This is a genomic window from Serratia sp. JSRIV004 (genome assembly GCF_019968705.1).
Taxonomy (GTDB): Bacteria; Pseudomonadota; Gammaproteobacteria; order Enterobacterales; family Enterobacteriaceae; genus Chania; species Chania fonticola_B.
The window spans coordinates 4,294,787-4,320,779 of record NZ_CP074140.1; the positions used below are offsets into that span (position 1 = coordinate 4,294,787).

General features: G+C 51.9%; 26 protein-coding genes. 11 read left to right on the plus strand and 15 right to left on the minus strand.

Features of this window, described 5'->3' with window-relative positions:
• Positions 1 to 100 precede the first annotated feature (100 nt).
• Complete coding sequence (gene rpiB, locus KGP21_RS20520) at positions 101 to 559, plus strand: ribose 5-phosphate isomerase B (protein ID WP_021178721.1); 459 nt, start codon at positions 101 to 103, stop codon at positions 557 to 559.
• A 181-nt stretch (positions 560 to 740) separates the two neighbouring features.
• Positions 741 to 1,691 (plus strand): transaldolase, encoded by a 951-nt coding sequence (gene tal, locus KGP21_RS20525; RefSeq protein ID WP_021807088.1) that lies wholly within the window; start codon positions 741 to 743, stop codon positions 1,689 to 1,691.
• 499 nt (positions 1,692 to 2,190) lie between these two features.
• Here tal and nudK read toward each other — a convergent pair whose 3' ends face one another.
• The 9 genes from nudK to napF all read right to left on the minus strand — a co-directional run bounded on the left by nudK (position 2,191) and on the right by napF (position 9,740).
• Positions 2,191 to 2,766 carry a GDP-mannose pyrophosphatase NudK gene (gene nudK, locus KGP21_RS20530; RefSeq protein WP_037376378.1) on the minus strand — a complete coding sequence of 192 codons (576 nt, stop codon included), beginning with the start codon at positions 2,764 to 2,766 and terminating at the stop codon, positions 2,191 to 2,193.
• Between the two features lie 256 nt (positions 2,767 to 3,022).
• Positions 3,023 to 3,520, minus strand: coding sequence for a hypothetical protein (locus tag KGP21_RS20535; RefSeq protein ID WP_059201465.1), 498 nt, complete (start codon positions 3,518 to 3,520; stop codon positions 3,023 to 3,025).
• 237 nt (positions 3,521 to 3,757) lie between these two features.
• Positions 3,758 to 4,375, minus strand: a complete 618-nt coding sequence (gene napC, locus KGP21_RS20540; RefSeq protein WP_021178724.1) for a cytochrome c-type protein NapC — start codon at positions 4,373 to 4,375, stop codon at positions 3,758 to 3,760.
• An 11-nt stretch (positions 4,376 to 4,386) separates the two neighbouring features.
• Positions 4,387 to 4,836: a nitrate reductase cytochrome c-type subunit gene (napB, locus tag KGP21_RS20545; protein ID WP_021178725.1), complete on the minus strand. Its 450-nt coding sequence runs from the start codon at positions 4,834 to 4,836 to the stop codon at positions 4,387 to 4,389.
• The gene (gene napH / locus KGP21_RS20550; protein ID WP_094982733.1) at positions 4,833 to 5,744 is read right to left on the minus strand and encodes a quinol dehydrogenase ferredoxin subunit NapH; all 912 of its coding nucleotides are present in this window, start codon (positions 5,742 to 5,744) and stop codon (positions 4,833 to 4,835) included. The genes napB and napH overlap by 4 nt, the downstream gene beginning before the upstream one ends.
• A complete protein-coding gene (gene napG, locus KGP21_RS20555) occupies positions 5,744 to 6,496 on the minus strand; it encodes a ferredoxin-type protein NapG (RefSeq protein ID WP_223536146.1) in 753 nt (250 codons plus the stop codon). Before napG ends, napH begins: the two co-directional genes overlap by 1 nt.
• Positions 6,497 to 6,506: 10 nt before the next feature.
• Positions 6,507 to 8,993 (minus strand): nitrate reductase catalytic subunit NapA, encoded by a 2,487-nt coding sequence (napA, locus tag KGP21_RS20560; RefSeq protein ID WP_024527084.1) that lies wholly within the window; start codon positions 8,991 to 8,993, stop codon positions 6,507 to 6,509.
• Positions 8,990 to 9,256, minus strand: a complete 267-nt coding sequence (gene napD / locus KGP21_RS20565; protein WP_166735081.1) for a chaperone NapD — start codon at positions 9,254 to 9,256, stop codon at positions 8,990 to 8,992. Before napD ends, napA begins: the two co-directional genes overlap by 4 nt.
• A complete protein-coding gene (napF, locus tag KGP21_RS20570) occupies positions 9,243 to 9,740 on the minus strand; it encodes a ferredoxin-type protein NapF (protein WP_021807093.1) in 498 nt (165 codons plus the stop codon). Before napF ends, napD begins: the two co-directional genes overlap by 14 nt.
• Positions 9,741 to 10,102: 362 nt before the next feature.
• Between napF and narQ the strand changes: the two genes are divergently transcribed.
• The gene (gene narQ / locus KGP21_RS20575) at positions 10,103 to 11,785 is read left to right on the plus strand and encodes a nitrate/nitrite two-component system sensor histidine kinase NarQ (protein ID WP_021807094.1); all 1,683 of its coding nucleotides are present in this window, start codon (positions 10,103 to 10,105) and stop codon (positions 11,783 to 11,785) included.
• Between the two features lie 125 nt (positions 11,786 to 11,910).
• Positions 11,911 to 12,543, plus strand: a complete 633-nt coding sequence (gene narP, locus KGP21_RS20580; protein ID WP_059201467.1) for a nitrate/nitrite response regulator protein NarP — start codon at positions 11,911 to 11,913, stop codon at positions 12,541 to 12,543.
• A 26-nt stretch (positions 12,544 to 12,569) separates the two neighbouring features.
• Here narP and KGP21_RS20585 read toward each other — a convergent pair whose 3' ends face one another.
• Positions 12,570 to 12,848, minus strand: coding sequence for a helix-turn-helix domain-containing protein (locus KGP21_RS20585; RefSeq protein WP_021807096.1), 279 nt, complete (start codon positions 12,846 to 12,848; stop codon positions 12,570 to 12,572).
• 287 nt (positions 12,849 to 13,135) lie between these two features.
• On the opposite strand from KGP21_RS20585, the gene acrD reads away from it, so the two are divergent.
• Positions 13,136 to 16,264 carry a multidrug efflux RND transporter permease AcrD gene (acrD, locus tag KGP21_RS20590; protein WP_223536148.1) on the plus strand — a complete coding sequence of 1,043 codons (3,129 nt, stop codon included), beginning with the start codon at positions 13,136 to 13,138 and terminating at the stop codon, positions 16,262 to 16,264.
• A 126-nt stretch (positions 16,265 to 16,390) separates the two neighbouring features.
• Here the strand turns inward: acrD and ypfM are convergent, their stop codons facing one another.
• The 3 genes from ypfM to KGP21_RS20605 all read right to left on the minus strand — a co-directional run bounded on the left by ypfM (position 16,391) and on the right by KGP21_RS20605 (position 19,321).
• Positions 16,391 to 16,450: a protein YpfM gene (gene ypfM, locus KGP21_RS29790; RefSeq protein ID WP_138106377.1), complete on the minus strand. Its 60-nt coding sequence runs from the start codon at positions 16,448 to 16,450 to the stop codon at positions 16,391 to 16,393.
• A 247-nt stretch (positions 16,451 to 16,697) separates the two neighbouring features.
• Positions 16,698 to 18,017 (minus strand): HdeD family acid-resistance protein, encoded by a 1,320-nt coding sequence (locus KGP21_RS20600; RefSeq protein ID WP_094982735.1) that lies wholly within the window; start codon positions 18,015 to 18,017, stop codon positions 16,698 to 16,700.
• Between the two features lie 38 nt (positions 18,018 to 18,055).
• A complete protein-coding gene (locus KGP21_RS20605; RefSeq protein ID WP_223536150.1) occupies positions 18,056 to 19,321 on the minus strand; it encodes an MASE1 domain-containing protein in 1,266 nt (421 codons plus the stop codon).
• A gap of 221 nt (positions 19,322 to 19,542) precedes the next feature.
• On the opposite strand from KGP21_RS20605, the gene KGP21_RS20610 reads away from it, so the two are divergent.
• The 3 genes from KGP21_RS20610 to KGP21_RS20620 all read left to right on the plus strand — a co-directional run bounded on the left by KGP21_RS20610 (position 19,543) and on the right by KGP21_RS20620 (position 22,465).
• A complete protein-coding gene (locus tag KGP21_RS20610) occupies positions 19,543 to 20,022 on the plus strand; it encodes a tetratricopeptide repeat protein (RefSeq protein ID WP_115159520.1) in 480 nt (159 codons plus the stop codon).
• Positions 20,023 to 20,032: 10 nt separating this feature from the next.
• The gene (locus KGP21_RS20615; protein WP_094982798.1) at positions 20,033 to 20,464 is read left to right on the plus strand and encodes a GNAT family N-acetyltransferase; all 432 of its coding nucleotides are present in this window, start codon (positions 20,033 to 20,035) and stop codon (positions 20,462 to 20,464) included.
• A 1,185-nt stretch (positions 20,465 to 21,649) separates the two neighbouring features.
• On the plus strand, positions 21,650 to 22,465 hold the full coding sequence (locus KGP21_RS20620; RefSeq protein ID WP_223536152.1) for a DUF4225 domain-containing protein: 816 nt from the start codon (positions 21,650 to 21,652) through the stop codon (positions 22,463 to 22,465).
• Between the two features lie 45 nt (positions 22,466 to 22,510).
• On the opposite strand, the gene KGP21_RS20625 is transcribed toward KGP21_RS20620, so the two are convergent.
• Positions 22,511 to 22,852: a hypothetical protein gene (locus KGP21_RS20625; RefSeq protein WP_037376382.1), complete on the minus strand. Its 342-nt coding sequence runs from the start codon at positions 22,850 to 22,852 to the stop codon at positions 22,511 to 22,513.
• Positions 22,852 to 23,331 carry an Hcp family type VI secretion system effector gene (locus KGP21_RS20630; protein ID WP_037376383.1) on the minus strand — a complete coding sequence of 160 codons (480 nt, stop codon included), beginning with the start codon at positions 23,329 to 23,331 and terminating at the stop codon, positions 22,852 to 22,854. The genes KGP21_RS20625 and KGP21_RS20630 overlap by 1 nt, the downstream gene beginning before the upstream one ends.
• A 480-nt stretch (positions 23,332 to 23,811) precedes the next feature.
• Between KGP21_RS20630 and KGP21_RS20635 the strand changes: the two genes are divergently transcribed.
• From KGP21_RS20635 to KGP21_RS20645, 3 genes are read left to right on the plus strand one after another with little or no spacing between them, the layout of a single operon-like run.
• Positions 23,812 to 24,198, plus strand: a complete 387-nt coding sequence (locus KGP21_RS20635) for an ArsC family reductase (RefSeq protein WP_223536154.1) — start codon at positions 23,812 to 23,814, stop codon at positions 24,196 to 24,198.
• A complete protein-coding gene (dapE, locus tag KGP21_RS20640) occupies positions 24,195 to 25,322 on the plus strand; it encodes a succinyl-diaminopimelate desuccinylase (RefSeq protein ID WP_021807105.1) in 1,128 nt (375 codons plus the stop codon). The genes KGP21_RS20635 and dapE overlap by 4 nt, the downstream gene beginning before the upstream one ends.
• Positions 25,319 to 25,993, plus strand: a complete 675-nt coding sequence (locus KGP21_RS20645; RefSeq protein WP_059201475.1) for a M15 family metallopeptidase — start codon at positions 25,319 to 25,321, stop codon at positions 25,991 to 25,993. Before dapE ends, KGP21_RS20645 begins: the two co-directional genes overlap by 4 nt.

The window sequence follows — 25,993 nt, forward strand, 5'->3', positions numbered from 1 at the left end:
TGAACATCAATTGAACATTTGATAAATCATGGTTATGGTATTCGCCATGACGCGCCAGCGGGGATCGTCAGCCTTACCCTTGATCAACAGGAGATGTGTTATGCAGCCTATTGCGATTGGCGCCGATGATGCCGCCATTGAACTGAAGAATGTGATCGTTGCGTTTCTGCAACAGCGCGATATTCAGGTTACCGACTACTCACCGGGAAGCGATACGCCCCCCATCGGCTATCCCGATATCGCCTTTCAGGTGGCGCAAGGCATTAAGGATGGGAAACACCAACGTGGCATTTTGCTGTGTGGCACCGGTATTGGCATGAGCATTGTGGCCAACAAGGTCCCGGGGATCCGCGCAGCACAGTGCCATGATACCTATTCGGCACAGCGCGCACGTAAAAGCAACGATGCACAAATCATCACGCTTGGCGCACGCGTCATTGGCCCGGAACTGGCAAAATCGATCGTCGAAGCCTGGTTGAGCTCTGAATTTGAAGGAGGGGGATCGGCGCCTAAGGTGGCAAGGATCGGCTATTACGAACAGGTTGTTGGCCAACGCTGAACCAACGTCGACAGAGGGTCACGGCTTGGGGGGCCCATGTGGTATTTCTGCCCCCATTGTTTCTATCCATCGCAACAATCAGAAAAAGCGTATTTCATTCATCAGCCATATGATGCATGGTGTTAACCATAATGAAATACGTTCTCATTTACTGTTATGACTTTGGGCAAGGAGCTTATAAATGAACCAGTTAGACGCACTCAAACAGTTGACCGTGGTTGTTGCCGACAGCGGTGATATCGAATCCATCCGCCAGTTCGAACCGCAGGATGCCACCACCAACCCTTCGTTGATCCTCAAGGCCGCGGCGCTGCCGCAGTATAAGTCGCTGATCACCGAAGCGCTGGAGTACGCCCGCCAGCAAGGCGGCAGCAAAGAAACCCAACTGATTAACGCCAGTGACAGACTGGCGGTGAATATTGGGGTCGAAATTCTAAAAAGCGTACCAGGGCGAATCTCCACCGAGGTGGATGCCCGTCTATCCTTCGATCGCGGTATGTGCGTGGCCAAAGCACGCAAGCTGATCGGCATGTATCAAAACCAGGGGATCGATAAATCCCGCATTCTGATCAAGCTGGCAGCCACCTGGGAAGGGATCAAGGCGGCCGAAGAGCTGGAAAAAGAAGGCATCAACACCAACCTGACGCTACTGTTCTCCTTTGCTCAGGCCCGTGCCTGTGCCGAAGCCGGTGTCTATCTGATTTCGCCGTTCGTTGGCCGTATCTACGACTGGTATCAGGCCAGACAGCCGATGACCGATTACGATGCCGAGCAGGATCCGGGCGTGAAGTCCGTTCGTACCATTTATGAATACTATAAACAGCACCGCTATCAGACCGTGATCATGGGCGCCAGCTTCCGTAAGGTTGAGCAGATCCTGGCGTTGGCGGGTTGTGACCGTTTGACCATTGCGCCAAACCTGTTGGAAGAGTTGAAGCAAAGCAATCAGCCTATCGAACGTAAACTGACGCCGTCTACCGAAGGGTTTTATCAGCCAGCACCACTGGCCGAGGCGGAGTTCCGCTGGCTGCATAACCAGGATGCCATGGCGGTCGAGAAATTGGCCGAAGGCATTCGCCTGTTTGCCATCGACCAGCAGAAGCTGGAAGACATGCTGATCGCACAGCTGTAAGACGATGATAGAAAAGTGAGATCGGCAAAGCAATTGCCCCTCACCCTAACCCTCTCCCACAGGGAGAGGGGACCGATCGAGTGTGTTTTAAAGATAGTGACTCACTTTGGCTAAAGACGATCAAGCTAGCTAAAATGACTGCTTTATTTTCAGGACCGATCGAGTGTGTTTTAAAGATAGTGACTCACTTTGGCTAAGGACGATCAAGCTAGCTAAAATGACTGCTTTATTTTCAGGACCGATCGAGTGTGTTTTAAATGCAGTGACTCACTTTGGCCAAAGGCGATCAAGCCAGCTAAAATGACTTCTTTATTTTCAAACGAGTAGGGGCTAACAGCTCCCTCTCCCTGTGGGAGAGGGGACCGATCGAGTGTGTTTTAAATGTAGTGACTCACTTTGGCTAAGGGCGATCACGCTAGCTAAAATGACTTCTTTATTTTCAAACGAGTAGGGGCTAACAGCTCCCTCTCCCTGTGGGAGAGGGTTGGGGTGAGGGAAACTACTCCATCACCCGGTGGATCTGCAAATACTGCAACAGCATGATGGTTTTACCATCCTTAATGCGACCATCGGCGATCATCGCGATTGCCTCACCAAAGGGCAATTCCACCACTTCAATATCTTCATCCTCAATGCCACCCCCGCTGGTTTGGCGTTCGTTATCCTGGTACTCAGCAATAAAGAAGTGGAGTATTTCCGTCACGCCGCCCGGTGACATGTAGGCCTCAAAGATCTTTTGCACCTTCGAAACCTGAAAACCGGTTTCTTCTACCGCTTCACGGCGAGCGCACTGTTCGGGCTGATCGTCATCCAGCAGCCCGGCGCAGGCTTCCAACAACATGCCTGTGGCATTGCCGTTGACGTAGGTTGGCATACGGAATTGGTTGGTCAGCACCACGGTGCCCTTGGCCCGGTTATACAGCAAAATGGTCGCCCCGTTACCGCGGTCATAGACCTCGCGCACCTGTTCGATGGTTCCGCCGTTTTTACGTTTTAACTCAAAGGTGTATTTATTCAATACGTACCAGTTGTCCGATAACAGCTGCTTTCTGATATTTTCTATTTTTGACGACATATTCCCTCTTCCGTTAGCCAACGCACCACAACCTTTGGCCACTAGCAAAGCGCAGCCACGGCGGATTTGCAACAAAAAACCGCAGGCTGAACAGAAATGGGGGCTTGGGGCGACTAAAACTTCAGCAAGATGATATTACAGTGGCTAGCCAATGCCACACAGCTGAAATATACCAATGAGATAAAAACCTCTCATTTCACAACAAAAGGTTTTTATCAAAAAGACAGCTGTAAAACCTGAGAATAACCTGGCTTATTTACGGTTTAGGAATGGCATCCAACTGGAAACTTGTTCCACTGGTCACGTTACCCTCGTCATCATAGAAATCAACACCGAGCCATGCACTGGTAAATTGCCCTCCATTAGCGGGTAACATCATTGAATTGGGCGTCAAGATCCCTTTATCGATCATATCCTGATATGCAGCGATCAGTTCCTGCTGCCGTGCCAATACCTCTCCGACGGTATCACCACCGACTTGAGCATACCCCGTACTGACACTATTTAAGGCCGCTTGATTAAAACAGTTATAAAAGCCGCTAGCAAATCCCGAAAAATTCTCATTGCCGATAGCCTCCCTGACGGCTACGGAATCAAAGCTGGCATTAAACAAATAGATACCAACTTTTATTTTTTTATCGGCCTCTGTCACATTGGGATTAACTTCAAAACTCAGCATCGAATAAATGCTACTCTTATCCTCTTTATCCCAACCATGCATACGTGCATCAGTAATAAACTCATGAGCGTCCATATTATCAATCCTCTTCAGTCAGTGTGTCGTTTGGTTTTCCAACCCAAGCACCTACTTGGATAAAAATAATATATGTAATTGGGGTAAATGATGATATCCAGTCCTGTTGTGCTGACTCTGAAACAAACACTCATCATTTGATCACGGAAGGGCGGGGTAGCGAATAATCCGACACCTCATCATATTGAAAAAAACCCCGCAGGCCTTGCAGCGCTGCGGGGTTGATATCTACCAGAGTTAGAATCCGGTAGGGACTCCGTGCATGTCCGGCAGTTTATGTGCGATCCCTTTATGGCAATCGATACAGGTTTTGCCTTCGGTGATGGCTTTGTCATGCATCTTGGCCGCCACGGTTTTCTGCGCGGTGAAATCCATATACTCGAAGTTGTGGCAGTTACGGCACTCCTGCGAGTTATTGGCTTTCATACGCGCCCATTCGTTGCTGGCCATGGTCAGACGATGCTCCTCGAACTTCTGCGGCGTGTCGATGATGCCAAACACCTTGGCGTACAACTCTTTGCTGGCCTTCAGCTTACGCAGCATCTTCGGCCCCCACTCATGCGGGACGTGGCAATCCGGGCAGGTGGCACGGACGCCACTGCGGTTGTTGTAATGCACCGTCTCCATATACTCTTCGTAGACGTTTTCACGCATCTCGTGGCAGCTAATACAGAATTTTTCGGTGTTGGCCGCTTCCATACCGGTGTTGAAACCGCCCCAGAAAACGATCCCGGCGACAAAGCCCAACAGCAGCAAAGTCCCCAGGGCCAGCCTGCTCGGCCTGCGCCACCAGCGCCATAGACGACGGATCGGTCCGGCCTTTTTCTCGGATGTTGTGGTATTACGTTCGGCCATAGCTCCCCCGCTTAGTGCCCAAAGCCCTGCATAGGCTTGAAATCATTGCCGATGATTGGTGCCGCATCGGTTTGTGGTACGTGGCATTGCAGACAGAAATAACGACGTGGAGCGACTTCCCCCAGCACCTTGCCATCGCTGTCCATAAAGTGTGTCGGGCTGATACGCGGTGCTCCGGTGGTGCGATAGTGCTCCACGCCGTGGCACTGCAAGCAGCGGTTAGTGTTTTTGCTAATCTGGTAGCCGTCGACGCTGTGTGGGATCATCGGCGGCTGGTTGACATAGTTTAGCGCCATCTTTTCCTGCTGCTTGGGCATTTTGATCTGCCCTTCAGCCGTGCCGGAAACCTCTGGCGATTGCTTGAGATCGACATCACTGGCGGCAAACGCGGCACTGGCAACTACCAGTGTTAACAGCGCGCCCCACAGGGAAAGCTGCTTTTTCAGGACATTGCTGGTCATTTTTTGGCTCCCGAATAATGAAATTTGCTCTTAATTTCGAATACGTTTTCTGCACAAACGTCGATACAACGTCCGCAGGCAATACAGGCATCACTGGCAACCCGTGGTGTGCCTTTTTTAACTAATAACGGCTCACGCAGGATCTGCGGTTCTGGGCAAACATGAAAACAATCCATGCAGCGGGTACAGTTATCACGATGCTCCGCGCTGATCTGCACCACACCCTGGCTACCAATGGCGCCATACAGCGCTCCCATTGGGCAAAGATGGCCACACCAGCCGTGTTCGACCACCAGCAGGTCGAACAGGAACAGCGCCACAATCAGCCAGATGCCAGCACCAAATGCGGCACCCAGCCCTTTCAGCCAGGCTAATACCCCTTCCCCACTGCTGCCATGGATCAGCCCGCGCCCCATCAGGGCCACCGGATTAATCCATTCCCAGATCAGCGTGCCACTCACGGCACTGCCAACCAGTACGACAAGCAAGATGCCATAGCGCAGGGAACGAGGCAGGCTGGCCGATTGACGCAAACCTAACTTGCGCCGCAGCCAGGCCGCCAGATCGGTCACCGGGTTGACCGGGCAAACCCAGCCGCAAAACACCCGATTACCGATCAGGCCGTAGATCAGCACCACTACCGCGCCTACCCACACCAACCAAGCTGGCCAATGCCCGGCCAACAGGCTTTGCAGCATCATCAACGGATCCGTTAACGGTACCGTCTCCGCCAATAGGCTGGCGCTGTAATTGCCACGCAGGATCCAGATGCCCCACAGCGGCCCGGAGAGAAACATCAACAAGATCAACAGTTGGCTACAACGGCGCAGGATCAGGAAGCGGTTGCTACGCAACCAGCCATGGCGCGAACGGGCATCACGCCCCGCTTCAGCGACTGGATTAGCCATCATTCACCTCCCTTTACGCCGCGTGCCGGCAATGTGAGGCCTTCCGGCACCAGTGAATGCCCTGCACGCTGCTTTTCCTGCCAGCCCCAGCGATAGTGTTCACCCAATTGGCCACGCGCCAGTTCCATCGGTAACACCTTGATCGCCGCCTGCTCAAGTACACAAGCCTGCTCACACTTACCACAGCCGGTACAATCCTGGCTGTGAACCGTCGGCAGAAACATGGCGTGCTTGCCGGTACGCTCGTTGTGTTGCAGATCCAAGGTGATGGCCTTGTCGATCTGCGGGCAAACGCGGTAACACACATCGCAACGCAGCCCTTGCCAATTCAGACAGTTTTCATGATCCAGCAACACCGCCAGCCCCATCCGCGCCTGATCGATCTCCGTCAGGTTCGGATCCAGCGCACCGCTCGGGCAGGCCACCACACACGGGATGTCTTCACACATCTCGCAAGGGATATCCCGCGCCACAAAGTACGGCGTTCCCGCCGCTCTCGGCGACAGCAGCGTCGCCAGTTTCAGCGTCTGGTACGGGCAGGCTTGCACACACTGACCGCAGCGAATGCAGGCGCTATCAAACGCCCCTTCGGCCAGTGCTCCCGGCGGCCGCAGGGCCAGGCCATCACGTGCCTGAGACTGCTTTTGTTGCAACCCCAGCAGTACGCCTATCCCTGCCAACCCGGCCACGCTGCGCGCAGCATCCCGCAGGAAGCGCCGCCGGGCCGGTGTTTTATCTCGTTGCTGGCTCATTCCGTTGGCCTTATACCTTCTCCAGTTTTACCGCACACTTCTTGAAGTCGGTCTCTTTCGACAGCGGATCGGTAGCGTCCAGCGTCAGATTATTGACCAGTTGCGCGGCATCAAAGAACGGCATATACACCAGGCCTTTCGGCACACGGTTACGGCCACGGGTTTCGACGATGCTCACCACTTCACCACGGCGTGACACTACCTTCACCTTGTCACCACGGCGCAGATTGCGGCTCTTGGCGTCCAGCGGATGGATAAACAGCACCGCCTCTGGGAAGGCTCTGTGCAATTCTGGCACCCGGCGAGTCATCGAACCGGTGTGCCAATGTTCCAGCACGCGGCCAGTGGACAACCACAGATCGAACTCCTGATCCGGGCTTTCCGCCGCTGGCTCGAACGGCAGTGCGAAGATCACGGCTTTGCCGTCTGGCTTGCCATAGAAGCGCACGCTTTCACCGGCCTTCACATAAGGATCGGTCCCTTCACGGTAACGCCACAGGGTTTCCTTGCCATCCACCACCGGCCAGCGTAAACCGCGCGCCTTATGGTACATATCAAAGGCCGCCAGATCGTGACCATGGCCACGGCCAAACCCGGCATACTCTTCAAACAGCCCTTTCTGGATGTAAAAACCGAAGTCGCGCGACTCGTCGTTCAACTGGTCGGCCGGGATCTCTTCCAGCTTGTACTTGTTCACTTCACCGTTAACGAACAGGACGTCGTACAAGGTTTTACCCCGGTATTCCGGCTTCTGGTTAATCAGCTCCGCAGGCCACACTTCTTCCACCTTGAAGCGTTTGGCAAATTCCACCAACTGCCACAGGTCAGACTTGGCCTCGCCAGGCGCTTTCACCTGCTGATGCCAGAACTGAGTACGGCGCTCGGCGTTACCGTAAGCCCCTTCTTTCTCTACCCACATCGCAGTAGGCAGGATCAGGTCGGCGGCCAATGCGCTCACCGTTGGGTACGGATCGGAAACCACGATAAAGTTGCGCGGATCGCGCCAGCCCGGCATACGATCTTCGTTAATGTTTGGCCCGGCCTGCATGTTGTTGTTACACATCACCCAGTAGGCGTTCAGCTTGCCGTCTTTCAACGCACGGTCCTGCGCAACCGCATGCAGCCCGACTTTTTCCGGGATGGTGCCAGCTGGCAGTTGCCATTTCTGTTCGGCAATCTGGCGGTGCTTCTCGTTGGTCACGACCATGTCCGCTGGCAGGCGGTGGGAGAACGTCCCCACTTCACGCGCGGTACCACAGGCAGAAGGCTGGCCAGTGAGTGAGAACGGCCCACAGCCCGGCTTGGAGATCTTGCCGGTCAGCAGGTGCAGGTTGTAGCACAGGTTATTGGCCCAGACGCCGCGGGTATGCTGGTTGAAGCCCATCGTCCAGTAAGAGACGACTTTCACATTCGGGTCGGCATACAGTTTGGCCAAGGCTTCCAGTTGGTCTTTCGGCACACCGCTTAACTCAGCGGTTTTATCCAGCGTGTACTCCGCCACAAAGGCCTTGTAATCTTCGAAGCTCATCGGCTCCGAAGCATCGCTCCCTGGGTTCTTGGCCGCTTTCTCCAACGGGTGGGTTGGGCGCAGGCCGTAACCGATATCGGTCGCCCCTTTGCGGATATTGACGTGCTGCTTGAGGAAATCCTGGTCAACCGCATTGTTCTGAATAATGTAGTTGGCGATGTAGTTCATGATCGCCAGATCGGTCTGCGGGGTAAACACCATGCCGTTATCCGCCAACTCGAAGCTGCGGTGTTCAAAGGTGGAAAGTACCGAGACGTTGACCTTATCGTTGCCCAGGCGGCGGTTGGTAATGCGCGACCACAGGATCGGGTGCATTTCTGCCATATTGGAGCCCCACAGCACGAAGGCGTCGGCCTGCTCGATATCATCGTAGCAGCCCATCGGTTCATCCATGCCAAAGGTGCGCATAAAGCCGACCACAGCAGAAGCCATGCAGTGGCGAGCGTTTGGATCGAGGTTGTTGGAACGCAAGCCCGCTTTGAACAGTTTGGACGCAGCGTAGCCTTCCCATACCGTCCACTGGCCGGAGCCAAACATACCTACCGCCTCTGGCCCTTTTTCTTTCAGTGCCCCTTTGAATTTTTCTTCCATAACATCGAAGGCTTTTTCCCAAGTGATGGGAGTAAACTCACCTTCTTTGTCGTACTGCCCGTTCTTCATGCGCAGCATTGGCTGTGTCAGTCGATCCTTGCCGTACATGATCTTGGGCAGGAAGTAGCCTTTGATACAGTTCAGGCCCCGGTTAACCGGAGCATCCGGATCGCCCTGCGAAGCCACGATGCGGCCATTTTGGGTGCCGACCAGAACGCCACACCCGGTGCCGCAGAAACGGCAAGGTGCTTTATCCCATTTGATTTCGTCACCGCTGCCGACCACGGCCTGGGCGACCGTTGGGATCGTCAGCCCGGCAGCTGCGGCAGCAGCCGCGGCAGCGTTCGCTTTCATGAAGTCTCGACGACTGAGTTTCATGGCATTACCTCACCTTGCTCATCCTGCTGGTGATAAACCAGCGACACTGCCAACACGCCTTCCAGATTGCGCGCCGACTCAATTTTTTCCAGCAGCGCCTGGGAGCGTGCTGCTTGCATAACGACGACCAGTTTGCCCTGCTGTTGATCCTGTGCCGGAATTTCCGTATCAGGGATTGCCAGCAGCGCCGAGATCAGCGCCGGGAATTTGTCAGGCCGGGCCTGCACCATCAACCCGCTTACGTGCCATTCACTGCTCATTATTTTCACTCCGGGTTATTGCAATCGCCGAGGTCGGGCAACCGGCAACGCAGGCACCACAACCATTGCACGCCGCCGCCTCGAGCGCCGGTTGGGCTATGCCGCCTAACCGTGGCCGAAAACGGATTGCCTGCGTTTCACAACTGTCCTGACAGCTGCGACACTCTACCCCCTGCATCGCCAGGCAAACGGCCGAAAACGAGGCCACTTGTTGCCAGGGTTGGTGCTGGGGTGGGTAAAACAGTGGGGCTTCGCAGGCATCTGCGCATTGTCGGCAAAAGGTACATTCCGCGCGTTGGAAATCGATTTCGGGATAACCGCCACTGCCACTGATCAATACGCCGGTTTCGCAGGCATTAACGCAGGCCTGGCACCGGGTACAACCCGCAAGGAAGAGAGGGGCTTCACGCGACCACGGGGGACGGATCGCATCAGTTTGATGACGCCATTGTCCGCTGAGCAATCTGCGTCGCGACAATTCGGCCATTCGGGTTATCCTTCAAAGTTGGCAACACGCGCGCGTGTAAAAAATTATTATAGTGTGACTTTATTATTGTTTGTCTCGCACCTCGGGTAAGAGGCAAGGATAAAATAGGCTTATCGGAGGGGGTAGATAATCACCCTAAATAGGTAAAAGTAGGTATTACTTGCGCCAGATCAATCACTGATAGCCGATATAGGGCATTTTGCCAACGGTAGACCGCCAAATCGCTATTTAATTGATTATATAGCGAAGATTTGTTTTGGCGCTAAATCGGCCGTTTGCTCAAAATCGCCATGCTTTTTGCCAGCAAAAGTTATAATTTGACGGCGCATAACACTCAGGCCTATAACCAGAAGGACGCTTAATTGCTCGTAAAACGCTCAGTGACCGGCAGCCTGGCGAAGGCGCTGATAAGTATCGTGATCCTTTCCGTGCTGTCCACCGGACTGGCACTGACTACCGTGGCCGGCAGCCTGCAAGATGCCGAAGCGATCAATATCGCGGGATCGTTGCGCATGCAGAGCTACCGGTTGGCGTATGAGCTCACTAACGGTTCCGCTGAAGTGCAGCAGCACCTGGTGCAGTATCAGCAGTCGCTGATGGCTCCGGCCTTGCTTAAACTCGATCGATTTTATGTGCCTGACGATGTGCGGCAAAAATACCTGACGCTGCGCCAGGCCTGGCTGGTACTGGAAAAACAGATCCTGGCCGGGAACCCGGAAAACTATCAGGCCAACGTGGCCAGCTATGTTAACCAGATCGACCATTTTGTCTTGGCTTTGCAGCGCTACTCCGAACAAAAACTGACCATCGTAGCGACGATCAGCGTGATGGGCTACATCGCCATCATTGCCCTGGTGCTGTTCTGCATCCGCTTTATGCGCCGCCAAGTGGTCACCCCGCTCAAACGCCTGGTGGACGCCAGCCTGCGTATGCAACAACGTGACTTTAATCATCCGCCGCTCGACGTTTCATTGCCAAACGAACTGGGCGTCCTGTCGCAAACCTTCACCACCATGTCTGGCGAATTGGCGAAGCTCTACCAGTCACTGGAACAAAAGGTGCAGGAAAAAACCGAGCGCCTACAGCAGGCCAACCGCACGCTGGAGGTGCTCTACAGCTGCTCCCAGGCGCTGAGCGTTGGGCAGTTGGATCAGCGGGCGTTTGAGAAGGTCTTGCATATCATCAAGCTAAGCGAACAATTACATTGTATCCGGCTCAATGTGGAAGACAGCCTAAGCCAATGGCAGGTCAGCAGTGGTGAACCCGTGGCGGAACTGGCCTGGCATTCACAGGTGATCATGCAAGACAACAAACCCTTGGGTAGCCTGAGCTGGCAACATGAGCAACAGCCGCCCCACCCGCACCTGATGCAAAGCGTGACCAATATGCTCAGCCGCGGGGTTTACTTTAACCGCGCACAAAAGCAGCATATGCAGTTCCTGCTGATGGAGGAACGCGCCACCATTGCCCGTGAACTGCACGATTCGTTAGCCCAGGCCCTCACTTTCCTGCGCATCCAGCTTACCTTGCTCAAACGTACCCTGACAGGCCATTCATCGCAGGCAGATGAGATCATTGATGATTTTGATCGGGCGCTGGCGGATGCCTATCGCCAATTGCGCGAACTGCTGGCCACCTTCCGGTTGAGCATTCAGGATGCCGATCTGAACGCCGCGTTGCAGCAGGTACTGGAACCATTAAAACTGCTGACCAGCGCGCGGATTCAGTTACACTGTCGGTTAGCCTCACAGGCGTTGAATGCCCAACAACAGGTTCACGCGCTACAGATCGTGCGTGAAGCCGTGCTTAATGCCATCAAACACGCCGATGCACAGGAAATTGTGATCCATTGCGAAGTCTCCCCCAGCGGCGACAACGAGATCACCATTTGTGACGACGGCTGCGGCATCGACAGCCTGGATGAACCGGAAGGCCATTACGGGCTAACCATTATGAGCGAACGCGCATCGCGCCTGAACGGGACGTTACATATCAGGCGTGGCAATGCCGGGGGCACGGAGGTCTGTCTTAGCTTCCCGCCATAAGGGCTAACAGCATTACACGGCGGCCATTCGAGCCGAGCGACAATGCTAATTACTACTATATTTTAAGAGTCAGCTTTACTGCCGGCAGTAGGCAGTGGCTTTACTCGCTACAGGGAGCACGTTTTATTGTGATGAATAATTACCGAGTAATGATCGTGGACGATCACCCATTGATGCGCCGTGGCATCAAACAGTTACTGGGGCTAGATCCTACTTTCACCGTGGTGGCAGAAGCCAGCGGCGGTGCTGAGGCGATCGCCCTGGCCGCGCAGTTCACGCCAGACGTGATCCTGCTCGATCTGAACATGAAGGGTCTTTCCGGGCTGGATACGCTGAAAGCACTGCGCGATGAAGGGGTAGATGCACGCATTATCGTGCTGACCGTTTCCGACTCCCGCAGCGACGTCTATGCGCTGATCGATGCGGGCGCCGATGGCTACCTGCTGAAAGACAGCGAGCCAGAACAGTTGCTGGAGCATATTCGCCAGGCTGCCGAGGGCCAGAACGTGATTAGCGATGCGGTAGCGGACTATCTTTCGTCACGCAGCGAGCAACACGATCCCTTTGCCGCTCTCACCGAGCGTGAACTGGATGTGTTGCAGGAAGTGGCGCGTGGCATGTCAAACAAGCAGGTCGCGGCGCAGTTGCATATTTCTGAAGAGACGGTGAAAGTGCACATCCGCAATATGCTGCGCAAGCTCAACGTGCGCTCACGCGTGGCAGCGACCGTGATGTATCTGGAAGCGAAAAGCCAGTAATGCTTCCCCGGCACGCCGGGGAACATTCACCCAATGGCCGCCAGCAGCATCTCATGATGCTGATTAACCCAGCTTTGGCTTAACGGGCCCCAGTTTACCAACTGGTAATAGCCATCATTATTACGCTTCCCCTGCTGCACAAACTGCAACTCCAGGCCCAGGCCTGGCAAAGCTTTGAGTACATCCTGCAACGTACGGCGCGGCCAACCGGTCAGTTCCATCAGGCGCGGAACGTTAGGGCGTTCATTGCTGCTGATCAGCCAACACAGATAAAGACGACGAGCAAATACCGGGTTAATTTCCATACTTAACTCCTGCTGAGGAAAACGTCCTGATTATTTCACCGTAACGCAATAAAATCGCCATAATGACGCGTTTCGTGGTGGTGCAATGTGTAACTGTAGATTTCTACTACTGTTATTTACATTATCTCCTTTTTTTCTCCACGCTTTATCTGCGCTCGACGAGTAAAGTGCAGTAGCACCTTTGGGTACAATCAAATCCTGCGACAGCCCGGCCATCCATCAGCGCCAGGCGAAAGCATAGGTGATGCTGTCAAAAATAGAATAAGTCACAACGAGGTTCATGCCGCATGGCCAATTTTTTTATTGATCGCCCGATTTTTGCCTGGGTTCTGGCAATTATTCTTTGCCTGACGGGGACGTTGGCGATTTTTTCTCTGCCTGTCGAACAATATCCGAACCTCGCTCCGCCAAACGTGCGTATCAGCGCCTCCTATCCAGGCGCATCGGCACAGACGCTGGAAAATACCGTTACCCAGATTATCGAACAGAACATGACCGGCCTCGACAACATGATGTATATGTCGTCCCAGAGCACCAATACCGGCCAGGCCTCGGTTACGTTGACCTTTGATGCCGGCACCGATCCCAACGAGGCAATGCAACAAGTACAAAACAAGCTGCAAGCCGCCATCAAGCGGTTGCCACAGGCGGTACAGCAACAAGGCGTAACGGTGTCAAAATCGGGCGATACCACGCTGATGATGGTGGCCTTTGTCTCCAACGATGGCAGCATGGATAAGCAGGACATCGCGGACTACATCGTCTCCAATCTGCAAGACCCCCTCAGCCGCATTAACGGCGTGGGCAGCATGGACGTTTACGGTTCACAATACGCCATGCGTATCTGGCTGGATCCGAACAAGCTCACCAGCTATCAGCTCACCACTCAGGATGTAGTCAGCGCCATCAGTTCGCAGAACACCCAGGTCGCGGTGGGCCAGTTGGGCGGATCCCCTTCCGTGGATCAGCAGGCGCTAAACGCCACCATCAACGCTCAATCCCAGTTGCAAACGCCGGAGCAGTTCCGCCAGATCACGCTGCGCGTCAATCGGGACGGTTCGCTGGTCACCCTGGGTGACGTTGCCACGGTGGAATTGGGCGGGGAAAACTATAACTACCTCAGCCGTTACAACGGATTGCAGGCCGCCGGGATGAACATCAAGCTGGCTTCCGGTGCCAACGAATTGCAAACCGACCAGTTGGTGAAAGCCAAGATCGCCGAGCTTTCACACTATTTCCCCCACGGGCTGGAAGCCAAGATCGCCTATGAGACGACGCCGTTCGTGCAGGCGTCGATCCATGATGTGGTAAAAACCCTGCTGGAAGCCATTTTGCTGGTGTTTTTAGTCATGTACCTGTTCTTGCAGAACTTCCGCGCCACGCTAATTCCCACTATCGCCGTTCCGGTGGTGCTGTTGGGCACCTTTGCCATCCTTTCGGCCTTCGGCTACAGCATCAACACCCTGACGATGTTTGCCATGGTGCTGGCGATCGGCCTATTGGTGGATGACGCCATCGTGGTGGTAGAAAACGTGGAACGCGTGATGAGCGAGGAAGGTCTCTCCCCCAGGGACGCCACCCGTAAATCCATGGGGCAGATCCAGGGCGCGCTGGTGGGGATTGCAATGGTGCTTTCGGCGGTATTTATTCCTATGGCCTTCTTCGGCGGCACCACCGGCGCCATTTATCGCCAGTTCTCGATCACTATCGTTTCCGCAATGGTGCTTTCGGTGCTGGTCGCCATGATCCTCACCCCAGCGCTGTGCGCCACTATTCTCCAGCCGATCGCCAAAGGCCATCATCACGGCAAGCGCGGTTTCTTCGGCTGGTTTAACCGCATGTTCAACCGCAATACCGAACGCTATGAACGTGGGGTAGCGCGCGTGCTGCACCACAGTGCCCGCTACATGGTGATCTACCTGTTGCTGTTGGCCGGTATGGCGGTGCTGTTTATCAAACTGCCGACCTCGTTCCTGCCGCAGGAAGACCGTGGCGTGTTCACCGTGCAGGTGCAGTTGCCAGCAGGTTCCACCCTGCAACAAACCACCAAGGTGGTGGAAAAGGTCGAGCACTACTTCCTGACCGAAGAGAAAGCCGACGTACTGTCAGTGTTCTCCACCATCGGTGCCGGGCCAGGCGGCAACGGCCAGAACGTCGCACGCCTGTTCTTGCGCCTGAAGGACTGGGATCTACGCAGTTCGGGAGCCAATAGTTCTTTCGATATCATCGAGCGAGCTACCAAAGCCTTTAGCAATATCAACGAAGCGCGCGTTATTGCCAGCAGCCCGCCAGCAATCACCGGGCTGGGGAACTCTTCGGGCTTCGATATGCAGTTGGAAGACCACGCCGGGCTGGGGCACGTCAAGCTGATGGAGGCTCGCGATCAATTACTGCAGTTGGCTGGGCAAAACCCGCAGCTATCGCGCGTGCGCCATAATGGTCTTGATGACAGCCCGCAGTTGCAGATCGATATCGACCAACGCAAGGCGCAGGCGCTGGGCGTGTCGATCGACGATATCAACAGCACCTTGTCAACCGCCTGGGGCTCCACCTACGTCAACGACTTTTTAGACCGCGGGCGAGTGAAGAAAGTGTACGTCCAGGCCGGAGCGCCCTTCCGCATGCTGCCGGAGGACATCAACAAGTGGTACGTGCGTAACGACAGCGGTGGGATGGTGCCCTTCTCCGCCTTTGCTACCTCCCATTGGGAATATGGTTCACCGCGTCTGGAACGCTACAACGGTAACTCCACGGTAGAAATCGTGGGCGAGGCTGCCCCGGGCGTCAGTACCGGTACCGCGATGGATGAAATGGAAAAACTCGTCAGCCAGCTACCGACCGGTTTCGGTCTGGAATGGACCGCAATGTCCTACCAGGAACGCCTGTCCGGTTCCCAGGCACCGGCGCTGTATGCCATCTCGCTGTTGGTGGTATTCCTGTGTCTCGCCGCCCTGTATGAAAGCTGGTCGATCCCGTTCTCGGTCATATTGGTGGTACCACTGGGGGTGATCGGTGCCGTCACGGCCACCTGGCTGCGCGGGCTGGAAAACGATGTGTACTTCCAAGTGGGGCTATTGACGATTATCGGGCTGTCGGCCAAGAACGCCATTCTGATCGTGGAATTTGCCAACGAACTGAACAATAAAGGCCAGGAGTTGCTGGAGGCAACGCTGGAAGCCTCGCGCCAGCGTTTGCGCCCTATCCTGATGACCTCACTGGCGTTTATCTTCGGCGTTCTGCCAATGGCCATCAGTTCCGGTGCAGGTTCTGGCAGCCAGCATGCAGTAGGTACCGGAGTGATGGGCGGTATGATTTCAGCCACCGTTCTGGCAATTTTCTTTGTGCCGCTGTTCTTCGTATTGGTACGCCGCCGCTTCCCTGGTAAGGCGCTGCCTCACCATCACGATAGCCAATAGCAGGCGTAAAAAAAGCAGCTTCGGGAAACCGAGGCTGCTTTGCTAAAGACTTAATATTGTTACCCTAGGTGCTTTAAATAAAAACAAACCCAACAGCCTTATTCAAGCTTTAAACCCTATATGGTGTTAGTTACCTAACATCTCATCAATAAAGTCTTTCCAATTTGTTAACTCTCGATCAACCATGATACTTCATAACCTCCAGTTATTGGACGCAGGGATTCTACGCCTGTTTTTTGACCAAGTGAAGCCTTTTGGGAACGATGCCAGTTAACAAAACCCAGGAGCGGAGCATATTTTCAGATTAATCAAAAACCTACCCGGATGTTACTTTTTTAACGAAACCCGCCGAATAATTTGGATGATCCGCGGTCTGCCTTAGCCAAAACAATTGTGTGGCTGATTATTGTTGTAAAATAATCATGACGCGTCGCTATCCCTCTTTTTCCGGCTGCCTGCGCTTGAGAATACGCTGATACCATGGCTGAGGCACGGGGTGAACAATATGTCGCAGCGCTCGGGCGTAATCCATCACCAGCCCCGGCGTCCAGGCCATTGAGAGTGCCCGTCTGCGTACCTGCGCGGCAATCCACAGTTCCGGCATGGTCAAAATACGTAAGGTACCCAGCCAGCTTTTACTCTGTTTGGCAAGCACGCCATCCAGTGAGGCTTCCAAGGCATAGGCAACACTACTGGAGCAGTTACGCGACGTCAGGTTGTAGACTTTTGTCTGCTGATAGCCGCTCCAAAAACGTAGCAGTGCCGAGCTGTTATAACGGTGAAACTGGATCTGCCGATTCGAATCGCACCAGTTGGTCGCCTCGGTAACATAGTCCGGCTGGAAGGTGCCGGGCACGTCATTTTCTCGCGTCGCCTTCAACACATTGAGGAACTCTGAAGGAGAACGATCGATATCTGCCGCTGGATACAGGCTGATGTAGATGCTCGGTACCAGTTCCAATGCAGCATGCCCGGTAGAGATAACCCCTTGAGCATCTACTGCCGCGATATAGCGATTAATGACTGGCCGGGGGATTGGGGCCGCACTCGCCGTTCCTTCCGGAGTCCAGATATGGACGGTTAAAGGCTGTTTAAAATCAATGCTGGGAGCAACCACCTCGGCTGGCCGAGCCGCCGATTTCTTTCCAAAGGCATATAACATCTCGGTGGGTGCCAACAATTCAAACACCGAGGTGCCTTCCCTTAACAGGTTGGCCCGCCTGGCTAATTTCAGGATATTGATGCCACTGAAAACCATCAATGTGCCCAGGAAAAACGATATGGTGGCCTTATAGTGCGCCGGATAAGGGCTAAATAAGAGCATGGCGAACAGTATTTGAGCAATGCCGCTGACCAGCGCATTCCTCCAACGTGGAAACCGGACGATCCAGGCAGAAGCGACCATAAACAAGCCGATAACGAAATAGGAGAAACCAAATAGGATTGCCAGGAGCAGATTACTGTAGGGTTTGTTCGCCAGAATCAACAGTGCGACAACACAAAAGATCCCCCCCTTGAAGTAGAGCACGGCTTTCTGCGCCCCAACCCCGCTGGAGGCAATACTCAACGTGACCAGGCTCTCCAGAAGCATCAGGGCACCAAAAACCTGTAAGGGAAAATAGAGCACACCATCAAGGCCATCGATAAAGATACCGATCCCCATAAGCCCCCAGATAATCCCGATTACCCCCAAAAATTTGGCTTTGGAGCGCACAAAATCAACGCCGAATAATAACAAGGCAATCTGGATCACTGCTGCAACTCTCCACAATACGCAAATAATAGGTTCATTTAACTGTCCTGGTGATAGTGGCTTGCTTGCCAATTGCCGACAATAATGCTCTGTTCTTCCTCATCCAGCAGAACACAGCTGTTATCCACCAACGTCAACCACTCTCCCTGTGGCATCTGGAAACGGAATATCAACGGGGCACGGGGTTGAGGACTATCATTGAGGAGCCAATGGTCACGCAGTTTGCCTTGATCATGCGGGTGAACCCATTGCATCACGTCATCTACGGTGTCTAGCTTGCTGGGAACCTTCTGCTCATACAAACTGCCGAGCTCATCCTCCCAGTGCAAAACCCCGGTCCGCGGATTGAGGCTATAAATCACCCCCTTGCCGGTTATCCGGCCAGTGTCTGGGTTAAAACTGTTGGTAGAGTGCTTCAACACCCTGATAAACACGATCAACAACGCCGTCGCGGAAAGGTAGCTCAAGGCTAATAACAGAGACTCATTGAGATGTAACCCCTTGATAAAAAATGGTCCATTCTGATTATCGGTATAATAAATCACTCCCAACCCAAGAGTGAGAAGCGCTAGAGATCCCCCACGATTCCCCCAGGCCACAGACAGCATAATAGCCAGAATAATGGGGAGGCATGCCAAGGCAAAGTAGAGCGCAGCGGCGTTGTGTTGCAGCCAGAGAAGTGGGTAGCCGAAGATAAACCAGATCGAAGCACACAGCAGCAGCCAAAGTGCCCCTCCCAGAAGGCCCATTTGCAGATTGCAACTGGCGGCAACCAAACGCCGATTGACAACCCCCATGATAACGGCTGTGGCAAAGATAATACCGGTAACATCAGCGATAAAATTCTGCCAGAACAAGCTGAACAAAGGCTGCTGGTGGATTAGTGCATAACCTCCACCGATAATTAGCGCATCCAGACCGCTGAAGACCACGGTTGCGGTGATACAAATTAAGATTGTATGGAGATCGTCATTAAGCCGTGCAAAGCGGCGAACGGCCCAGGCGATCGCGACGTTGGCTGGCATGGACAGCAGGGTATAGATCAGCGATATCAGTGGATTATTCTGCCAGCTTTCCGTCAACAACAAGTCCGCCAACGTCAAGATGACGAACAGGGATAAATAACTGCGCCAGCGAGTCAAAAGAAAGGCGGCAACCGCAACACCGGAGGGAAACCACACGATAGCGATCGGCGAATCGGGATCGTCAAATTTTAATGAGATCAATCCGGCGAGGTAATAGATGATCCCCCATAGCAGCAGGGTGACAAGTTGTCGAACATATGATGGAACGTGGGGTGTCATTTTTTACTCACTGGTATGCCCGCAGGCATTTTTTGTGAAAAATATCACGGGTTACCGTCAAAAAAAACCTGTTTAATCATAGGACATTATCCATCAGAATGAGTGAACTCACCATTGCAAACTCATCAGAGATCTATCCGGGTATATATTTCTTTGCGGATGAATAGTGAAGGAGTAACGTTGCTACAGGATTTAGCGAAACACCGTTGAAAGGGAAAATCATGTCTTCGAGTATCACCATCGAGCAGTTGAAACAACAAGGTCGCTATCCGGAAGCCACCGAGCTGGCCCAACAGATGCTGCAACAGGCACCGTTGGATGGCTCGCTACATTACCAGCTGGCGTGCCTTTACGATGTGCAGGGCTTTGAACAGCAGGCGATCCCCTGCTATCTCGCCGCCTTGCAGCACGGCCTGCCTGCACAGTTACGCCAGGAAGCCTGGCTGGGCCTGGGTAGCACCTATCGCGCATTGGGGGAATACCAGAAATCGCTAACCGCTTTCGACGACGGGCTAAACGAGTTCCCGCAGGCCAAGGAGATCACGCTGTTCCGCGCCATGACGCTCTACAATCTGGGGGAAACCAAACAGGCGGTATCGGACCTGCTGATCCTGTTGGCAGAGACCTCGGCACATACGGAGATCAGCAGCTACCAGCGTGCGATCCAGCAATATGCTGCGGATTTGGATCGTATTGGTTAAGGGGAGAATGATGGAGCTCATCACCGATCTGCGTAACTGTAATATCGACTGGCAACAGTTGGGCGAATTGCTGGCCGCTGCCGGACTGGGCGAGCGTGATCCACAGGTCTTACAGAAGGTATACCAAAATAGCCAATTCTGTTATTGGGGCTTTATTGAGGGGGAGTTGATGGCCACCGCCCATGCCATCAGTGACATGACTTCGGTAGCTTATCTGGCCGATGTCGCCATCCATCCGCGCTTCCAGGGGCAAGGTTATGGTCAGCAGTTGATGGATCGCGTCATGCATGATCTGGCCCCATTAGGTAAAGTGTTTATTTACTCGGTGCCGGACAAATTGGCATTTTATAAGCGATATGGCTTCCACGATCTGACTACCGGCATGGTGTACGCCGATGGGAGCGCGCTGGAAAGGTTACAAAATAGCGGGTATGTGCGTTGAACATCAAACTGCTAATTATTAAGTGAGAAAATAAAAATACTGCTATGAGGACATTTCAAGCAGGCTTATCCCTTAATACACTTAAAGCCACACTTTATGACAATGACTACAAATATCATGATAGTGAATAATTCATAATAACAAAAAAACAATATTCATTTGTGTGCTACGGTAGGCTGAGCCTAAAAATAAAAACCCTCAACCTTAAGTTAATTAACTTTATTGTGGTTTTTATCTGTAACTTACTTGCTTTACCATTCCTAATTACCACACAAGCCACGAATGCTATGCTTATAATAAACATGACAAATGGCCCTCTAGTTAAGCCATGGAGGCATATAAGAATCCCTGTATTTAAAATACCTAAAGCCGAGAAGATGAAAACAGTGCTACTTACAATATCGGCAAGAACAAAAATATAATTCTCAAATGTCTCTTCACTCGAAACCCTACCCTCTCCACCATAAACCTTACGCACGGTTTTAGCATACGAGCGTTTTATTTCTAATAGATCCCTATATGAAAAGCAACTTGTTAGGATTAGTTTTCTCGCATTCATTTTCACTTCCATGTTGTAATATAAAATAAAGAATAATATGTTGCACAAGTCATACGAAACTACATCATCTATTCCCAGATGATATTATCAAAAATTGTTGGAGGTTGTCTTGGTAAATTAATATTCGCAGCATAATTACTTTCCCCCGTCTGTGACAAACAATTAGTACTGAGTGGGGCAGTATCTCGTCGCTTTACAGAGAAGGTCAAAACCAAATGTGTTACTCATCTGCGGACCTGAAAATACAGGTATCTCCCTGTCAATGATGAACACATCGTTGTCTGGATTTAAACTCCATTTTCCCGCATTATCTGTTCTATAACCGAGTGGTATAACATTGTGACCCAGTCTGCCACTCAGTACAGATTTTGACGATTAAAAGGTAGCTTTTACGCCATGACAGACAAACCGCAGCACGCCTCGCTGACCATGTTCGGCATCAACATTCCCTGTGCGTTACACTAATTTTCCATCATAGCTACGGAGGTATCCTCATTCCGCCCCCCATCACTCAAGCAAAGTAGCTACATTTGATCACTTTCGTAGAGATTGCTATCATGAATAAGCGAATTAAAGTAAGCACGATATAATGATCACGATTTTTATTTTAAAGGGATTTGTTTTATATGGATAATTATTTCGGTTTTCGTGAACAAGTGAAAAACTACTACCTTGAGATGGCACTTGCAAACTCTCATGAGTTAGGCCGTTTGGCTAACAGAGCATCTGCTTTTTATCTAAAAAATGCACAATCAAGATTTTCATTTCAAAAAGAAATTGATGGTCTGATCAATCATCATATATCGACTTGCCGTGCAGCAACGACTCAAGAAGGGCAACGCAATGCATTTGCCTGTCTAAAAACTGAGCATGATTCTTTAAGAATGCAGTATGAGTCGTTACAACTTAATAAGGTGGCCAGAGCTGTATATTTGGAAATAAAAAAAGAAAACGGCGTATACACATATGTTGTTAAAGCAATCGGCGTTGTCGCAGGACTATCACAAGTGGCCTCTGGATTAGCTATGGTGCTAGCATCAGAAGTCACTTTCGTTAGTGGTGTTACGGGCGTTTTACTTATTTGTCATGGAGCGAATAACATCTACGAAAACTTACAATTTTTCTTCACGGGTGAGGAAAATACAGGTTACTTAAGAGACCTATATCGCTGGGCATCTACCAACGTAGGTTATGGTGAACGTGGTGGCGATATTCTATATGCAGGCATAGACCTGTCCCTTTCATTAAAAGCTTTATTTGGCAAGGTAGTAGTACCAAATAGTAGAAGCTGGTTAGGTATAAGTGGTAGAGGACCAGATACTGAAAGATTATATTATGCTATGTATAACGATGCGGTTACTGGCTTTAAAACCATGGGGAAGTTCTCACTCTCATTGGAGATAGTGAGCGATGCTATTACTATAAAGGGAGTAATGAAATAGCTCACTAAGAAATATGTGACTTACACAAAAATGCAAATTAATTTCTCATTTTAACTTTTCATTTCTTCTGTCTTTCACAAAAAAATACAAAGACTTAATGTAGAGCCTCATTGGAGTTAGGAAATAAGAAGGTATTACAATCATAAAGCACATAAGAACTATAATTCCAAAACCAAAAACACCATCTTTGGAAACTGTTCCAATTGTGAAAATAGTTAGTATTACCCCTAAGATGATACTTGCTCTGAGGGTTCTTCTACCTATATCTCTAACTGAATATAGAATATCGAGTTGAAAAACATTAGCATTGTTTTTTATTTTTTTTATTTCACTCCTAGTGAAATAAGACTCCAAAAGGAGTCTATCAACGCTTTTTACTTTTTTCATTAGTAAACTCTATCATCCCAAATACTGTAACCACTGGTTCCTGCAATATGATGCTGCCAGGAGATGCTTTCGTACTTCAGAGATATACTTTCTTGTGGTTGTGATTCATTATGCGTTGATGAATTAGGGTAGAAAATGTTAACGTCTATAATTGCAACGTTAGTCAACTTGATGGTGTAAAACAACTCTCGACCACCATTTTGGTTGGTTCTATATATATCTATAATTGCATCCAAACGTTCATTGTTAGATATTGCGATACCAATTAAAGGTGAAGACTTATCGATTGGCTTAACGATAACGAACGGATGATGGCTAACGTGCTGCTCTCTACTGATTGAATGGCTTAGTTGATAAAGATAACTTTGATCTGTATGTCCAGACTGGTATAAGTTCCCGATTGAATCTTTAGTGGAACATCCCGCAGTAATTAACCCTTGTTTTGCACCTTTCAGAGTTAGAAAAATGTCATTAGCCATATCAAAATCCTTTTTTATAAAGTCACTACGCAAACATCATATAAGACTCAATATTATATACAAAACAAATGGTTTTTAACACCTCTACCATAAACAATCAAGTGTAAAGAGAATGATGCGATCATTAAAAACCGCCAATACATCACCAAAATCAATGTAAAGAAACCACTTACCCATATCTCATGAATGTAATCACCCCGTATTAGTGCCATTAGTGCCGTTGATTAAAACTATAGATTTACCCTATTATTTCACAGGGATGCTGTTACAGTTCAAACTCCCCCCTACCGGAGGATTGGCAAAACAGCCCCATGTTCCTCACAAACCAAAACTCTTCACCTGCATGATACCCCCTTGACCGTCTGGATCTAAACCCCGTTTTCCCGCATTATCTGTGCTATCACCGTGCGGTATAAGTTAGTGATCAACGCTTGTGCCACTCAGTACAGATTTTGACGATTAAAAGGTAGCTTTTACGCCATGACAGACAAACCGCAGCACGCCTCGCTGACCATGTTCGGCATCAAAAATTGTGACACCATCAAAAAAGCCCGCCGCTGGCTGGAAGAACAGGGAGTGGCTTACCAATTCCACGACTATCGCGCAGACGGGCTCGACGAGCAGCTGTTGCGTGATTTTGTCGCGCGCCTGGGTTGGGAACCATTGTTGAATACTCGTGGAACCACCTGGCGTAAACTGGATGAAGCCCAGCGCAATGCCTGCGACAATGCCGATGCCGCCATCGCCCTTATGCTGGAGCAACCGGCCATGATCAAACGCCCTTTGCTGGATGATGGTAAAGGACATGCCCTGCCAGGCTTCAGCAGCGAAGGCTATCAGCAATTTATTACCGAGGTTAACTCATGATCTGCCCTGTTATCGAACTGGCGCAACAGCTTATCAAGCGCCCTTCCCTCAGCCCACATGACGAAGGTTGTCAGGAGTTGATGATCGCCCGCCTGAAAGCGATCGGTTTTACCGTCGAACCAATGAACTTTGGCGATACGCAAAACTTCTGGGCCTGGCGCGGTCAGGGCAGTACTCTGGCATTTGCTGGTCACACCGATGTGGTGCCAACCGGCGACGAGAAAAATTGGGATAACCCGCCGTTTGAGCCCGTCATCCGCGACGGCATGCTTTATGGTCGTGGAGCCGCCGATATGAAAGGCTCCCTGGCCGCCATGGTGGTAGCCGCAGAACGCTTCGTTGCCGCCAACCCCAACCATCAGGGCCGCCTGGCGTTTCTGATCACCTCAGACGAAGAGGCCAGCGCCACTCATGGTACCGTGAAGGTGGTGGAAGCCTTGATGGCTCGCAACGAGCGCCTTGATTATTGCCTGGTCGGCGAACCTTCAAGCACCGAACGGGTCGGAGACGTGGTGAAAAATGGCCGCCGTGGCTCGATCACCGCCAATCTGCGTATTCATGGAGTCCAGGGTCACGTCGCCTATCCACATCTGGCCGATAATCCGGTTCACCGGGCTATGCCTGCGTTAAACGAACTGGTCGCCATTGAGTGGGATCAGGGCAACGAATTCTTCCCGCCAACCAGCATGCAAATTGCCAACGTGCAGGCCGGTACCGGCAGCAACAACGTGATCCCCGGTGAAATGTTCGTGCAGTTCAACTTCCGCTTCAGCACCGAGCTTACCGACACCCTGATCAAGCAGCGGGTGCAGGAACTGTTGGATCGCCATAACTTGAACTACAGCATCGACTGGTGGCTGTCTGGTCAGCCTTTCCTGACCGCTCGAGGCGCTTTGGTCGATGCCGTGGTAAATGCGGTAGAACACTATGCCGAGCTCACCCCGCAACTACTGACTACCGGCGGTACTTCTGATGGCCGCTTTATCGCTCAGATGGGAGCACAGGTGGTTGAGCTGGGGCCGGTCAACGCCACCATCCATAAAGTGAATGAATGCGTACATGCGGCCGATCTGCAGTTACTGAGCCGCATGTATCAGCGTATCATGGAGCAACTGGTCGCATGATCAGCGCAGAAATGCTCACCGGGCGCTCGACGGAGCACCTTACCGTACTGAGCGGCAATCACCGGCTGCAACCCGCTGCGGTGGTGGCCTTTCAGGCCATGCAACAGGCGGCTAAAACGGCAGGCTTCGATCTGCAACCGGCCAGCACCTTTCGCGATTTTGACCGGCAGCTGGCGATCTGGAATGGTAAGTTCTGCGGAGAGCGGCCAGTATTGGATCACAATAGCCAACCGATGGATATCCAGCCACTGTCTGCCGCCGAGCGTTGTGAAGCCATTTTGCGTTGGTCGGCCCTACCGGGTGCCAGCCGTCACCACTGGGGCAGCGATCTGGATGTTTACGATCCGTCGCTGCTGCCCGTTGGGCAAAAGTTGCAGTTAGAGCCGTGGGAATATGAAGCCGGTGGTTATTTCCATCCGCTAAATCTTTGGCTGACTGCACATATGGCCGAGTTTGGCTTCTATCGCCCGTTTACCGCCGATCAAGGTGGGGTGGCGGTGGAACCCTGGCATTTAAGTTATCGCCCGCTGGCGCAAGAGGCCGAGCATTTACTGACGCCCGAGCTGCTGCTGGCGGCCTGGCGAGATAAGGACGTTGCTGGTGCAGCTTGGCTCGCAAGCCATCTGCCCGCGATATTCTCGCGTTTTGTTCGCCCTGAAGGAAAGGTGTAA

Excerpts from the sequence above, each read along its gene's own strand:
- rpiB (WP_021178721.1), top strand. The coding sequence starts at position 101 with ATGCAGCCTATTGCGATTGGCGCCGATGATGCCGCCATTGAACTGAAG.
- tal (WP_021807088.1), top strand. The coding sequence starts at position 741 with ATGAACCAGTTAGACGCACTCAAACAGTTGACCGTGGTTGTTGCCGAC.
- nudK (WP_037376378.1), bottom strand. The coding sequence starts at position 2,766 with ATGTCGTCAAAAATAGAAAATATCAGAAAGCAGCTGTTATCGGACAAC.
- KGP21_RS20535 (WP_059201465.1), bottom strand. The coding sequence starts at position 3,520 with ATGGACGCTCATGAGTTTATTACTGATGCACGTATGCATGGTTGGGAT.
- napC (WP_021178724.1), bottom strand. The coding sequence starts at position 4,375 with ATGGCCGAACGTAATACCACAACATCCGAGAAAAAGGCCGGACCGATC.
- napB (WP_021178725.1), bottom strand. The coding sequence starts at position 4,836 with ATGACCAGCAATGTCCTGAAAAAGCAGCTTTCCCTGTGGGGCGCGCTG.
- napH (WP_094982733.1), bottom strand. The coding sequence starts at position 5,744 with ATGGCTAATCCAGTCGCTGAAGCGGGGCGTGATGCCCGTTCGCGCCAT.
- napG (WP_223536146.1), bottom strand. The coding sequence starts at position 6,496 with ATGAGCCAGCAACGAGATAAAACACCGGCCCGGCGGCGCTTCCTGCGG.
- napA (WP_024527084.1), bottom strand. The coding sequence starts at position 8,993 with ATGAAACTCAGTCGTCGAGACTTCATGAAAGCGAACGCTGCCGCGGCT.
- napF (WP_021807093.1), bottom strand. The coding sequence starts at position 9,740 with ATGGCCGAATTGTCGCGACGCAGATTGCTCAGCGGACAATGGCGTCAT.
- KGP21_RS20585 (WP_021807096.1), bottom strand. The coding sequence starts at position 12,848 with ATGGAAATTAACCCGGTATTTGCTCGTCGTCTTTATCTGTGTTGGCTG.
- acrD (WP_223536148.1), top strand. The coding sequence starts at position 13,136 with ATGGCCAATTTTTTTATTGATCGCCCGATTTTTGCCTGGGTTCTGGCA.
- KGP21_RS20605 (WP_223536150.1), bottom strand. The coding sequence starts at position 19,321 with ATGACACCCCACGTTCCATCATATGTTCGACAACTTGTCACCCTGCTG.
- KGP21_RS20610 (WP_115159520.1), top strand. The coding sequence starts at position 19,543 with ATGTCTTCGAGTATCACCATCGAGCAGTTGAAACAACAAGGTCGCTAT.
- KGP21_RS20615 (WP_094982798.1), top strand. The coding sequence starts at position 20,033 with ATGGAGCTCATCACCGATCTGCGTAACTGTAATATCGACTGGCAACAG.
- KGP21_RS20620 (WP_223536152.1), top strand. The coding sequence starts at position 21,650 with ATGGATAATTATTTCGGTTTTCGTGAACAAGTGAAAAACTACTACCTT.
- KGP21_RS20625 (WP_037376382.1), bottom strand. The coding sequence starts at position 22,852 with ATGAAAAAAGTAAAAAGCGTTGATAGACTCCTTTTGGAGTCTTATTTC.
- KGP21_RS20630 (WP_037376383.1), bottom strand. The coding sequence starts at position 23,331 with ATGGCTAATGACATTTTTCTAACTCTGAAAGGTGCAAAACAAGGGTTA.
- KGP21_RS20635 (WP_223536154.1), top strand. The coding sequence starts at position 23,812 with ATGACAGACAAACCGCAGCACGCCTCGCTGACCATGTTCGGCATCAAA.
- dapE (WP_021807105.1), top strand. The coding sequence starts at position 24,195 with ATGATCTGCCCTGTTATCGAACTGGCGCAACAGCTTATCAAGCGCCCT.
- KGP21_RS20645 (WP_059201475.1), top strand. The coding sequence starts at position 25,319 with ATGATCAGCGCAGAAATGCTCACCGGGCGCTCGACGGAGCACCTTACC.